Origin of the sequence: Paracoccus broussonetiae, assembly GCF_031854425.1 — a bacterium.
In the GTDB taxonomy this organism is placed as follows: Bacteria; Pseudomonadota; Alphaproteobacteria; order Rhodobacterales; family Rhodobacteraceae; genus Paracoccus; species Paracoccus broussonetiae.
On sequence record NZ_JAVRQI010000014.1, the window covers coordinates 54,307 to 66,608 of the forward strand.

14 protein-coding genes and 1 tRNA gene are annotated in these 12,302 nt (G+C 63.6%); 7 read left to right on the plus strand and 8 right to left on the minus strand.

The features are described 5' to 3' along the window. Positions 1–113 precede the first annotated feature (113 nt). From RM190_RS17415 to RM190_RS17440, 6 genes are all read left to right on the plus strand, one after another. The gene (locus tag RM190_RS17415; protein WP_311760743.1) at positions 114–1,718 is read left to right on the plus strand and encodes an ABC transporter substrate-binding protein; all 1,605 of its coding nucleotides are present in this window, start codon (positions 114–116) and stop codon (positions 1,716–1,718) included. 72 nt (positions 1,719–1,790) lie between these two features. Beyond that, the gene (locus tag RM190_RS17420) at positions 1,791–2,798 is read left to right on the plus strand and encodes an ABC transporter permease subunit (RefSeq protein WP_311760744.1); all 1,008 of its coding nucleotides are present in this window, start codon (positions 1,791–1,793) and stop codon (positions 2,796–2,798) included. Then, positions 2,795–3,697 carry an ABC transporter permease subunit gene (locus RM190_RS17425; RefSeq protein WP_311760745.1) on the plus strand — a complete coding sequence of 301 codons (903 nt, stop codon included), beginning with the start codon at positions 2,795–2,797 and terminating at the stop codon, positions 3,695–3,697. The genes RM190_RS17420 and RM190_RS17425 overlap by 4 nt, the downstream gene beginning before the upstream one ends. A gap of 3 nt (positions 3,698–3,700) precedes the next feature. After that, positions 3,701–4,540 carry an ABC transporter ATP-binding protein gene (locus tag RM190_RS17430; protein WP_311760746.1) on the plus strand — a complete coding sequence of 280 codons (840 nt, stop codon included), beginning with the start codon at positions 3,701–3,703 and terminating at the stop codon, positions 4,538–4,540. After that, positions 4,537–5,379: a dipeptide ABC transporter ATP-binding protein gene (locus RM190_RS17435; RefSeq protein WP_311760747.1), complete on the plus strand. Its 843-nt coding sequence runs from the start codon at positions 4,537–4,539 to the stop codon at positions 5,377–5,379. Before RM190_RS17430 ends, RM190_RS17435 begins: the two co-directional genes overlap by 4 nt. Positions 5,380–5,612: 233 nt before the next feature. Next, positions 5,613–6,518: an alpha/beta fold hydrolase gene (locus RM190_RS17440; RefSeq protein ID WP_311760748.1), complete on the plus strand. Its 906-nt coding sequence runs from the start codon at positions 5,613–5,615 to the stop codon at positions 6,516–6,518. A 3-nt stretch (positions 6,519–6,521) separates the two neighbouring features. Here the strand turns inward: RM190_RS17440 and RM190_RS17445 are convergent, their stop codons facing one another. Beyond that, positions 6,522–7,610 carry a lysine-2,3-aminomutase-like protein gene (locus RM190_RS17445; RefSeq protein WP_311760749.1) on the minus strand — a complete coding sequence of 363 codons (1,089 nt, stop codon included), beginning with the start codon at positions 7,608–7,610 and terminating at the stop codon, positions 6,522–6,524. Between the two features lie 115 nt (positions 7,611–7,725). On the opposite strand from RM190_RS17445, the gene RM190_RS17450 reads away from it, so the two are divergent. Next, complete coding sequence (locus tag RM190_RS17450) at positions 7,726–8,493, plus strand: SDR family oxidoreductase (protein WP_311760750.1); 768 nt, start codon at positions 7,726–7,728, stop codon at positions 8,491–8,493. A 12-nt stretch (positions 8,494–8,505) separates the two neighbouring features. Here the strand turns inward: RM190_RS17450 and RM190_RS17455 are convergent, their stop codons facing one another. From RM190_RS17455 to RM190_RS17485, 7 genes are all read right to left on the minus strand, one after another. Then, positions 8,506–8,733 carry a putative hemolysin gene (locus RM190_RS17455; protein WP_311760751.1) on the minus strand — a complete coding sequence of 76 codons (228 nt, stop codon included), beginning with the start codon at positions 8,731–8,733 and terminating at the stop codon, positions 8,506–8,508. 152 nt (positions 8,734–8,885) lie between these two features. After that, positions 8,886–8,961 (minus strand) — tRNA-Phe (locus RM190_RS17460). 76 nt (positions 8,962–9,037) lie between these two features. Next, positions 9,038–9,187, minus strand: coding sequence for a DNA gyrase inhibitor YacG (locus RM190_RS17465; RefSeq protein WP_311760752.1), 150 nt, complete (start codon positions 9,185–9,187; stop codon positions 9,038–9,040). Next, entirely contained in the window at positions 9,187–10,242 is a 1,056-nt protein-coding gene (locus RM190_RS17470; RefSeq protein WP_311760753.1) for a ribonuclease E/G, read from the minus strand. Before RM190_RS17470 ends, RM190_RS17465 begins: the two co-directional genes overlap by 1 nt. After that, positions 10,239–10,871, minus strand: coding sequence for a Maf family protein (locus tag RM190_RS17475; protein ID WP_311760754.1), 633 nt, complete (start codon positions 10,869–10,871; stop codon positions 10,239–10,241). Before RM190_RS17475 ends, RM190_RS17470 begins: the two co-directional genes overlap by 4 nt. 57 nt (positions 10,872–10,928) lie before the next feature. After that, on the minus strand, positions 10,929–11,147 hold the full coding sequence (gene infA, locus RM190_RS17480) for a translation initiation factor IF-1 (RefSeq protein WP_010397442.1): 219 nt from the start codon (positions 11,145–11,147) through the stop codon (positions 10,929–10,931). Positions 11,148–11,283: 136 nt separating this feature from the next. Then, entirely contained in the window at positions 11,284–12,273 is a 990-nt protein-coding gene (locus RM190_RS17485; protein ID WP_311760755.1) for a FliM/FliN family flagellar motor switch protein, read from the minus strand. Positions 12,274–12,302 lie beyond the last annotated feature (29 nt).

A 12,302-nucleotide genomic window follows, 5' to 3' on the forward strand; every position in this document is an offset into this window, starting at 1 on the left:
CCGTTACGTCAGATGAAAAGAATCGGCGGGCGCGCGTAAGCTGCCACTTGATCTCTTGGCCGCTTTCGTTTGCATCAGGCGCGAAGAATAACGTCGACATGGGAGGTAATTAAATGTCCATCTTCTCTACCCGGTTCCTCGCCGCATCAGCGCTTGCGCTGATGGCCGCTGCGCCGCTGCATGCAAAGACCTTCGTCTATTGCTCGGAAGGCTCGCCCGAGGGCTTCGATCCGGCACCCTATACCGCCGGCACGACCTTCGATGCCTCGGCCCACGCGATCTACAACCGCCTTGTCCAGTTCAAGCCCGGCACGACCGAAGTTGAACCCGCGCTGGCCGAAAGCTGGGAAGTGTCGGATGACGGGCTGACCTATACCTTCCACCTGCGCAAGGGCGTCAAGTTCCAGTCGAACGACAAGTTCACGCCGTCGCGCGACTTCAATGCCGATGACGTGGTGTTCAGCTTCAACCGTCAGGCCAACGCGGATGATCCGTGGCACGCCTATATCTCGGGCCTGACCTACGAGTATTACAGCTCGATGGAGATGGACAAGCTGATCAAGTCGATCGAGAAGGTCGACGACAACACGGTGAAATTCACCCTGAACCATCCCGAAGCGCCGTTCCTGGCCAACGTCGCGATGCCCTTCGTCTCGATCCTGTCCAAGGAATATGCCGATGCGCTGCAAGCCGCCGGCACGATGGAGGACCTGAACAACGCGCCGATCGGTACCGGGCCGTTCAAGTTCGTGGCCTATCAGAAGGACGCGGTGATCCGTTACCAGAAGAACGCCGATTACTGGGGCGAAGCGCCCAAGATCGACGATCTGGTCTTTGCCATCACGCCCGACGCTTCGGTTCGCCTGCAGAAGCTGAAGGCTGGCGAATGCCACCTGATGCCTTATCCGGCGCCCGCCGACCTGGCCGCGATCAAGGCCGATCCGAACCTGAAGGTGGATGAGCAGGCTGGCCTGAACGTCGGCTATGTCGCCTATAACACCACCGTCGCGCCTTTCGACAAGCCCGAGGTCCGCAAGGCCCTGAACATGGCGATCGACAAGAAGGCGATGATCGACGCGGTCTATCAGGGCAGCGCCGAAGTCGCCAAGAACCCGATCCCGCCGACCATGTGGTCCTATAATGACGCGGTCAAGGACGACGCCTATGATCCCGAAGCCGCGAAGAAGATGCTGGAAGATGCCGGCGTCAAGGATCTGAGCATGGAAGTCTGGGCGATGCCGGTGCAGCGTCCCTATATGCCGAACGCCCGTCGCGCGGCCGAACTGATCCAAAGCGACTTCGCCAAGGTCGGCGTCAAGGTCGATATCGTCAGCTACGAATGGGGCGAATACCTGAAGAAATCCATGGAAGAGGGCCGTAAGGGCGCCGTCATCCTGGGTTGGACCGGTGACAACGGCGATCCGGACAACTTCCTGTCGGTGCTGCTGTCCTGCGCGGCGGCGACGCCGGGCGGTGCGAACCGCGCCTTCTGGTGCAACAAGGAGTTCTCGGACCTCCTGGCCAATGCCAAGAAGACCTCGGACGTCGCCGAGCGCACAAAACTTTACGAAGAGGCTCAGGTGATCTTCAAGGATCAGGCTCCCTGGGCGACGCTGGCCCATTCGGTGCAATATGTGCCGATGGCCAAGAATGTGACCGGTTTCGTGCAGTCGCCCCTGGGTGACTATGCCTTCGATACGGTGGATATCGCCGAATAAGGCAAAACCGGTTTGTAAGTCATGAGGCCGTGCAGGGGTTTCCCCCCTGCGCGGCCCTTAGGTTAGGGTTCTATGATCAAATTCATATTCTCGAAGCTTCTCTATCTGATCCCGACAATGCTTGGGATCACATTGGTTGCCTTCGGTTTCATCCGGCTGCTGCCGGGCGATCCGGTCCTGCTGATGGCAGGCGAACGCGGCGTCTCGCCCGAACGCTATGCCCAGATCTCTGCCCAGCTTGGCTATGACCAGCCGATCTGGCACCAGTATTTGTCTTATCTTGGCGATCTGCTTCATGGCGACCTGGGCCATTCGATCGTGACCAAGAAGCCCGTTCTGGCCGAGTTCCTGACGCTGTTCCCCGCGACGGTCGAGCTTGCCATCGTGGCCATCATCATCGCGACCCTGATCGGCGTCCCCGTGGGCGTCCTGGCCGCGATCAAGCGTGGATCGTGGTTCGACCAGATTTCGATGACCGGCGCCCTTGTCGGTTTTTCTATGCCGATCTTCTGGTGGGGGCTGCTGCTGATCATCTTCTTTTCGGGCATCCTGCAATGGACCCCGGTTTCGGGCCGCATCTCGCTGATGTACTTCTTCCCCCCGGTGACGGGATTCATGCTGATCGACAGCCTGCTGTCGGGGCAGAAGGGGGCATTCCTTTCGGCCGTCAGCCACCTGATCCTGCCATCGATCGTGCTGGCGACGATCCCGCTGGCCGTCATCGCGCGCCAGACCCGTTCGGCCATGCTTGAGGTCATGGGCGAGGATTACGTCCGCACCGCCAAGGCCAAAGGCCTGTCGATGCGCCGCGTCATCGGTGTTCACGCGCTTCGCAACGCGATGATCCCGGTCATCACCACCATCGGCCTTCAGGTCGGCGTGCTGATGGCGGGTGCGATCCTGACCGAGACGATCTTCTCGTGGCCGGGGATCGGCAAGTGGATGATCGATTCGATCTCGCGCCGTGATTATCCGGTGGTCCAGTCGGGCCTGCTGCTGATCGCGGGTATCGTGATGATCGTGAACCTGATCGTGGACCTGACCTATGGTCTCATCAACCCGAGGATCCGCCACAAATGACCGATACCTCCGTCAAAATCTCGGACTCGGCCATCCGTCGCCGGATGTTCAAGGAGTTCTGGTTCTACTTCAGCCAGAACCGCGGGGCCGTCATCGGTCTTGCCGTTTTCGTGTTGCTGGTGCTGACGGCGGTCTTCGCGCCGATTCTGGCGCCGCATGAACCGACCCACCAATTTCGCGACGCGCTGCTGGCGCCGCCCTTCTGGCAGACGGGTGGTCGTCCCGAGTTTCTGCTGGGCACTGACGCCGTTGGCCGGGACATGCTGTCTCGCCTGATCTTCGGGGCGCAATATTCGCTGTTCATCGGCATCGTGGTCGTTGCCATCGCGCTGACCGGCGGCATCATCATCGGCCTGCTTGCCGGCTATTTCGGCGGTTGGGTCGATGCCGTCATCATGCGCGTCATGGATGTCGTGCTGGCATTCCCGTCGCTGCTGCTTGCACTGGTGCTGGTCGCGATCCTGGGGCCGGGGCTGACCAATGCGATGATCGCCATCGCCATCGTCTATCAGCCGCATTTCGCGCGTCTGACCCGCGCCGCGGTGATGGGCGAGAAGGCCCGCGAATATGTCACCGCCGCCCGTGTCGCCGGGGCGGGAAACATGCGCCTGATGTTCAAGACCATCCTGCCGAACTGCCTTGCGCCGCTGATCGTCCAGGCGACGCTGAGCTTTTCGTCCGCGGTTCTCGATTCGGCCGCGCTTGGCTTCCTGGGCATGGGCGCGCAGCCCCCGGCCTCGGAATGGGGCACGATGCTGGCCGAGGCGCGGGAGTTCATCCTGCGCGCCTGGTGGGTCGTGACCTTCCCCGGCCTTGCCATCCTGATCTCGGTCCTTGCGATAAACCTGATGGGCGATGGCCTGCGGGATGCGCTTGACCCGAAACTGAAGCGGAGCTGAGGCATGGCACTTCTTACCATTCGCAATCTCACCGTCCGCTTCGCGACCTCGACCGGCAGCTTCACCGCTGTCGACGGGATCGATGTGCGCGTCGACAAGGGCGAAGTTCTGGCGATCGTGGGCGAATCCGGTTCGGGCAAGTCCGTCTCGATGCTGGCGGCAATGGGGCTTCTGCCCGACACCGCGATGGTCACCGCCGACGAGATGACTTTCGACGGCAAGGACATGCTGCACATGTCCCCCAAAGAGCGGCGCAAGATCATCGGGCGCGAGATCACCATGATCTTCCAGGAACCGATCGCGTCGCTGAACCCGTCCTTCACCACCGGCTATCAGATCGAGGAAGTCCTGCGCTTCAATGCGGGGCTGTCGAAGAAAGCCGCCCATGCCCGCGCGCTCGAGCTGTTCCGCCAGGTCGGCATTCCCGACCCGGAAGAAAAGCTGAAATCCTATCCGCACCAGATGTCGGGTGGGCAATGCCAGCGCGTGATGATCGCCATGGCCATCGCCACCGGCCCGCGCCTGCTGATCGCGGACGAGCCGACGACTGCGCTGGACGTGACCATCCAGAAGCAGATCCTGGACCTGCTGATGGAACTGCAAGAGGAAACCGGCATGGCGCTGATCCTCATCACCCATGACATGGGCGTGGTGGCCGAGACGGCGGACCGCGTGCAGGTCCAGTACAAGGGCAAGAAGATGGAAGAGGCCGACGTCCTCTCGCTGTTCGAGGCCCCGAAGCATCCCTATACCCGCGCGCTGCTGTCGGCCCTGCCCGAAAACGCGACGGGTGATCGCCTGCCCACGGTCGGTAGCTTCCTTGAAGGCGAGGTGCAGCAATGACCGTCATCGTCGAAGGCAAAAAAATTATCCGCGACTATCACGTTCCCGGCTCGCTTTTCCGGCCAGCCCGGACCGTTCGGGCGGTCAAGGGGATCAGCTTTTCGGTCGAGCGGGGCAAGACGCTGGCGATCGTCGGTGAATCCGGCTCTGGCAAGTCGACGCTGGCGCGCATCATTGCGCTGATCGACGAAGCCTCGGGCGGTGAGCTGAAGATCGAGGGCAAGCCCATCGACATCGCCAAGGACAAGCCGACGCGCGAGATGCGCTCCAAGGTCCAGATGGTGTTCCAGAACCCCTATGGCAGTCTGAACCCGCGCCAGAAGATCGGCGACGTGCTGATGGAGCCGCTGCTGCTGAACACCGACGTGCCGGCCGCCGAACGGCGCGAGCGGGCGCGCGACATGCTGGTCAAGGTCGGCTTGCCGGCCGAGCATTTCAACCGCTATCCGCACATGTTCTCGGGCGGTCAGCGCCAGCGGATCGCGATTGCGCGGGCCCTGATGCTGAACCCCACGCTGCTGGTGCTGGACGAGCCGGTCTCGGCGCTGGACCTTTCGGTGCAGGCGCAGGTGCTGAACCTGCTGGCGGACATCCAGTCCGAGTTCAATCTGGCCTATGTCTTCATCAGCCACGATCTGTCCGTCGTGCGTTACATCGCCGATGACGTGCTGGTGATGAACAAGGGCGAGGCGGTCGAGCAGGGCACGCGCGAGGAGGTCTTCGCCAATCCGAAGCACCCCTATACGCGCGAGCTTTTCGCCGCGACCCCGATCACGGATGTCGAGGCGATCCGCGAGAGGGTGGCGCGCCGCAAGGCGATGCGCGCCTCGGCAGTCTGATCTGAAGGGCCCGGTTTCGACCGGGCCTTTTCATTGCCCGATCCTTCTTGGAGGCAATGCCGCGGGACATGAGATCCTATTATTCGGGCAGTGGCGGCGGGGCTTCCGTCAAGCCTATTGACGCAAGATGCGCGCGGGAAGAGTAATTCCCAACGTCTGATCGATGGTGCGACCGTCTCAGACGGGATTCTCGTCAAGGCTCCACGAAATATCGTTCAAAAATTAGGTGATACATGCGTCTCATTTCCGTTGCGCTTCTCGCCTGGCTCATGGCCGTGCCCGCTGATGCGCAGAACTTCGACTATCCCGCCGAATTCAAGACCCAGGACATCGCGACCAATGGTGCGACCATCCACGTCCGCGTCGGAGGCGCCGGTCCCGCGGTCATGCTGGTGCATGGCTATGGCGAGACCGGCGACATGTGGGTTCCGATGGCCGAGGATCTGGCCCGCGATCACCTCGTGATCGTGCCGGACTTGCGCGGGCTCGGGCTGTCGTCGAAACCGCCGGGCGGCTTCGACAAGAAGACGCAGGCTGGCGATCTGGCCGGGGTTCTGGACGCGCTCAAGGTCGATCAGACGGCAATCGTTGCCCATGACATCGGCAATATGGTCGCCTACGCCTTTGCGGCACAGTATCCCGACCGCGTTAGCAAGCTTGCGGTGATCGACGCACCCATCCCCGGGATCGGGCCGTGGGAGGAGGTGCTGAAGAACCCGCTGCTCTGGCATTTCCGCTTTGGCGGGCCGGATATGGAGCGGCTGGTCGCGGGTCGCGAGCGCATCTACCTCGACCGGTTCTGGAACGAGTTCTCGGCCACGCCCGCGCGCTTCTCCGAACCCGCGCGCGAACATTACGCTGCGCTCTATGCCATGCCCGGCGCGATGCATTCGGGCTTTGCCCAGTTCGCGGCCTTCGATCAGGACGCGATCGACAATCAGGCCTTCCTCGCCAATGGCAAGCTCAAGATGCCGGTCCTTGCCGTCGGGGGCGAGAAGTCATTCGGCCCGATGATGGCGACGGTGATGCGCTTCGCGGCCGAGGACGTGCAGGAGGCGGTCGTGCCAGGTTCCGGCCATTGGATCATGGAGGAGAACCCCGAGGCGACCGACCAGATCGTCCGCAGCTTCCTGCAATAGTTCCTAGGCCGAACTCGACGGGTGGCCGTTCACCGGGCCGCCTGCCTTGTCGAGGTCGTGATAGTCGTGGACCCGGCCGCGCCAGTCGCGGATGCGGTATTCGCCCGGCGCGACCTCGTCGACATGACCAAGGCCCAGGGGCGTCTTGCCGTGTCCCCCCGGCAGATCCAGCACATAGGTCGGCAGGCAAGTCCCCGACAGTCGCCCCCGCAGCGCCGCCATGATGTTCTGCCCCTCGGCGATGGTGGTGCGGAAATGGCTGGTGCCGCGCGCGAGATCGCAATGATGCAGGTAATAGGGCTTCACCCGGTTGCGGATCAGCGCCCGGAACAGGTCGGCCAGCGTCCCGGCATCGGCGTTCACGCCCTTCAGAAGTACCGTCTGGGACAAAAGGGGAATGCCCGCCTGCGACAGGCGCTTCAGAGCGGCGCAGGCGTCCGGCGTCAACTCTTGCGCATGGTTGGTGTGCAGGACGACCCAGACCGCCAGCCGGTCGCTTTGCAGCGCCTCCAGCATGACCGCGTCGATGCGATGGGGGGCAACGACCGGGATCCGGGTGTGAAAGCGCAGCACGTCCAGATGCGGGATCGCCTCCAAGCGGCGCATCAGCGCCGCGATACGGCGGGCGGACAGCACCATCGGATCGCCCCCGGTCAGAATGACTTCGTGAATGGCAGGGGTGCGGGCGATATAGTCCAGCGCGGCGGCCAGATCGGGCTCGGGCAGGGTGCCTTCCTCGCCCACGACCTCGCGGCGGAAACAGAAGCGGCAATAGACTTCGCAGGTGCGGGTGATGTGCAAAATCACGCGGTCGGGATAGCGATGGGTCAGGCCGGGCGTCGGGCTGAAGGCTTCGTCGCTGATCGGGTCGGCCAGCTCCTCGGGGCGGATGACCAACTCGTGCCGGTCGGGCAGGAATTGGGCCGCGACGGGGTCATTCGGGCCGCTTGTCATTGCCTGCTGCATCTCGGGCGTGACCCGGATGCGAAATTCGCGCGCGACCTTTTCCATCTCCGCAGCTTCGGTGCGAGGAACAAGCCCGGCCTCGACCAGAGCCGAAACGTTCGTCAGCGGGCGGGAGGTCTGGGTCACGGCGGTCCTGCGGCTTTGGAAAGCGCAGGCTTATGCGCTCGTTCGCGTAAAAAGGCAATGGTCACTGCCGATGCAATGTATACATTGATCGCCGCCAAACATCGGAGGACCAGAATTGAGCACCCAACTTTTCGACCTGACCGGCCGCACCGCCCTTGTCACCGGCTCGTCGCGCGGATTGGGCCGCGCCATTGCCGAGGGGCTGGCTGGGGCCGGGGCGCGCATTATCCTGAACGGGGTCAATGCCGATCGGCTTGAGACGGCTGCCGCCGAGATGCGCGGGCAGGGGCATCAGGTCCTGACCTCTGTTTTCGACGTCACCGACGAATCCGCTGTCACCGCCGCCTTCCAAGTGCTGGACCGCGACGGGGTCGAGGTCGACATTCTGGTCAACAACGCGGGCATCCAGTTCCGCCGCCCGATGCTGGAACTTGAGACTGCGGATTGGCAGCGTGTCATCGATACCAACCTGACCTCGGCCTTCGTGGTGGGACGAGAGGCGGCCAAGCGCATGGCAGCGCGCGGATATGGCAAGGTCATCAACATCGGGTCGCTGACCTCGGAATTGGCGCGTGCGACCGTCGCGCCCTATACGGTGGCCAAGGGCGGCATCAAGATGCTGACCAAGGCGATGGCCGCAGAATGGGGCGCGCTTGGCATCCAATCGAACGCGATCGGGCCGGGCTATATGGTCACCGACATGAACGAGGCGCTGCTGGCCAATCCCGAATTCGATTCCTGGGTCAAGGGGCGTGTCCCGATGCGCCGCTGGGGCCGGCCGGAAGAGCTTCAGGGGGTCGCGATCTTCCTGGCGTCGCGTGCGTCGGATTACGTTTCCGGCCAGATCATCTTTGCCGATGGCGGCATGATCTCGGTCCTTTAAGGCCGGGACGGATCAGGTTTTTGGGGTCTGGGCGCGAAACAGCGCCCACTCCTCGACCACGCGGCCGTCGGGCAGGTGGCAATAGCCGACTTCGCCCCCGGCCTCTTTGCGAATCTCGACCTTGCCACCCAGAGTGACGCAATGGGCCGATGCCGGGTTCGGCGTCCCGATTGCCGGAGCATTGGTTCCAATGCCGCACGCGGCCGTCAGGATCGCCAGTCCGGGGGTTGCCTTCTTCATCGGAATTGATCCCGCGCTGCGACCTGCATAAGCCGAAAACTTGCGGCGCATAAGCCGAAAACTTGCGGCGCATAAGCCGAAAACTTGCGGCATCGTCACATGCCATCAACCGGCTGTCACGCATCTAAGTTTTTGGGATGACACCGAAAGAGTGGTGCCCGGAGGCGGATTCGAACCACCGACACGCGGATTTTCAATCCGCTGCTCTACCAACTGAGCTATCCGGGCGCCTTAGCTTTCGCTTTCGGCAGGGGCGTAACTAGGCTAGCTCAGCCGCCATGTCCAGAGCGAAAAGCGAGAAATTTCACTCTTCTGTTTCATGATTTCCGGCAGGCTCGCCGGGAATGCGGTAATCCCCCCGCAGCCAGCGCGCGAGATCGACATCCGCGCAGCGACGCGAGCAGAAGGGGCGGTATTTTTCAGCGGGCGGCTTGCCGCAAATGGGGCACGCCATCAGCGCGCCTCCATCCCGGCAATGCGGCGCAGCGGCAACCTGTCGCGCTTGCGGCTGATCTCGAAAAGCCCCATCGCGGTCCAGCCGATCAGCACGGTTTCGGACGATTCTGCCTTGAAGGCGGCCCGCAGCACCTGCTCCAGCGTGCCACGGTCGCGTTTCGGCATGGGCGCGAAATCGACGACCACTTGTCCGCCCAGACCACGCAGGCGCAGCTGGCGCGCAAGATCGCGGGCCAACGCGATATTCGCCTTGAGACCAGCGGCGGGGGAATGGTCCGACCCGGTATTCACATCGACTGCGACAAGCGCACGCAGCGATTCGATCTCTGCCCAGGCGCCTCCGCCCAGATCGAATCGCGTCGACAGCAGTGATTCGACGGCATCGGTCGCGCCTGTCAGTTCAAAGGCATTCGGACCGTCTTCGACCGAGTCGGGCTCCGGTTCAGCCCAATCGTTCCAGGCGGCGACGGCAGGTTCGGGCGAATCAAGCAGCAGCTCGGGCTGTCCGTCGCGGTCTGCCAGGACATTCTGCGCAAGCTCAAGCAGGCCGCTCAGTTCCTCGGCCACCTCATCGGGATCGGCCGAGGCGGCGGCGCTGCGGAAAACCAGCCCCAGGTCTTGCATGCCTTCGGTTGCCGCCGTGCCCAGATCCTGCAGGGTCTGGCGCAGCATCTCGTCCTTGATCCGGCGCGAGACATTGATCCCCGGCATGCCCGGCGTCACGATCACATGGCGACCGCGAAAGCTGATGCGGGACGATACGGGGATGGCCTTACCATCCTCGGCGCTGCCGCTGACCTGCACCAGGACCGATTGTCCCTCGCGCAGGCCGCTGCGATCGCGGAGATAGCCGCTTTCGCCCTCGGGCAGGCGCAGGAAGACGCCGCCCTGTCCCTTGACCAGCCTGTCGACGCGCGCACGGCAGACGGCGCCGGGGCCAAGCGGGGTCAGGTGGCCGGTATCGATGATCAGGTCGTCCAACTGGCCGTCCTGCATCAGGGCCGCGGCCTCGCGTCCGAAAACCTCTCCCAGAACGATCTGGCGTCCCTTCATGGATTGCTCTCCCGTATGCCGACATGGGCCAGCAATGTTGCGGTTTCGGCCAAAGGCAGGCCGACGACGCCGGTATAGGATCCCTGGATCCAGGCGACGAACCCTCCGGCCCGGCCCTGGATGCCATAGCCGCCTGCCTTGCCCTGCCATTCGCCAGAACGAACGTAATCCTCGATCTCGGCGGGGGAAAGCGGGCGCAGGCGGATGGTGGTTTCGACCAGCCTTTCGTGCAGGCGGCCAGCATGGGCAAGTGCCACGGCGGTCAGGACGCGATGACGGCGGCCCGACAGCAGGCGCAGGAAGCTGCGCGCCTCGTCGGCGTCGGCGGGCTTGCCAAGGATGCGGCGCCCCGCCGTGACCGAAGTGTCGGCGCAAAGGATGGCGCCATCGGCCTTGGTCGCCAAGGCTGCTGCCTTTTCCCGCGCCATCCGTCGGGTATAGTCGCGGGCGTCTTCCTGCCGGTGCGGGGTCTCGTCGATATCCGCGGGCAGGATCGCATCCGGAATGATGCCGATCTGCGCCAGCAGCTCAAGCCGTCGGGGACTGGCAGAGCCCAACACCAGCCGGGGCCGGATGTGGAAAACCCCGCTGGAGGTCTGCTCCGTGCGGGGATTGTCGTGGTTGGTCATGTCTTTACGCCTGCGCTGATCTTTGGCACGCGAAAGCCCGCAGCCGAAGCCAAGGGCTTACTTGAAGCGGTAGTTGATCCGCCCTTTGGTCAGGTCATAGGTGTTCATTTCCACCTGCACCTTGTCGCCGGCCAGAACCCGGATGCGGTTCTTCCGCATCTTTCCTGCCATATGCGCGATGATCTCATGGCCGTTCTCAAGCTCGACCCGGAATGTCGCATTGGGCAGGAGTTCCTTCACGACGCCGGGGAATTCGAGCATTTCTTCCTTGGCCATGTTCTCTCCTGTAAGGGTTACCCGCAGTGCGGCGGGCGCAAGCTACATGCGACCGGAAGCCCGGATTTTCAAGGGGAATCTGTATCCCGCACCCCCTTGGGGGGCATTTACCGTCGCGACAGGGGCGCTTGCGGCACTATCCTGCGGCCCGGACCGACCCCTGTTTCGCGGCTTCGCTGTCGCGAAACGGATCCTGCCCCCCGACCTCGGTCAACGACTCGGTCGCGGTCCTGATGCGACCGGTTTCCGGAATGTCCAAACGCGCGCCCATGCCCGGACCAAGCCGGATCGCGTGAAAGCCGTCGGCTTCGCCCAGCTTGCCGCGCGCGACAAGCTGACCCGTCACAGTCTCGATCCGGGCATCATCCAGCGCGTTTTGCGGCAGCGGAATAACCGAGCCGGGCACCAGCCCGCGCAGAGCGCGCAAGCTCAGCATCCGGCGACACAGGATCCCGGTCAGGTGGACCGGTGCCCGCTGGACGGAAAGCGCCAGCGAGATTTCGGCGTCAAGCCGGGGTGCTTCGGGCGCTGCTGGCGCATCCGGGGCGTTCAGCAGCGGCGCGCGGGTCGCGGAGATGGCGGGGGCTGCCGGAACAGGCATGGCAACCTGGATCCTTCCCTGCCGCTGCCCCGAGGTGCCGATCCGCAAGTCCAGCGACATGAACGACATCTGGCCATCTTCAAGCATCAGGCCAAGCGGGCGTGGATCGTCCAGATAGGTGACATAGCGAAAGCCGGCAAAGCCGGGCATTTCCTGCTGGCCACGCGCGGCAAGGTGCAGTTCCGTCAGAAGCCCATTGACGAAATCCTCTGAGATCGCCGCATCGGTCCGGGTTGCGCGGCGCGGTGCCGCGGGACGGGACGTGACCCGGCCAAGCGCCTGCATCTCGATCAGCGAGGTCAGCAGGCCGGGGCAGATCGCGATGACGCCAAGCTGGTCGCGCGGTCCCTCGATCACCGCCAGCAAGGCGCGTTCGGGCAGAAGCTCGGGCAGCTCCGGTAGCGACACCTGCGACAGTGCCAGTTTCTCGACAAAGACGGGCAGGCGGTGCGCCCGCTCGGCCGCGCGCGCCAGCGCCGTGGAAACGGCGCGTTCAAGACTGATGGTCCCGGCGGGTTCGGGCATGGGCGGGGCACCCGCGCGAAGGCGGCTGC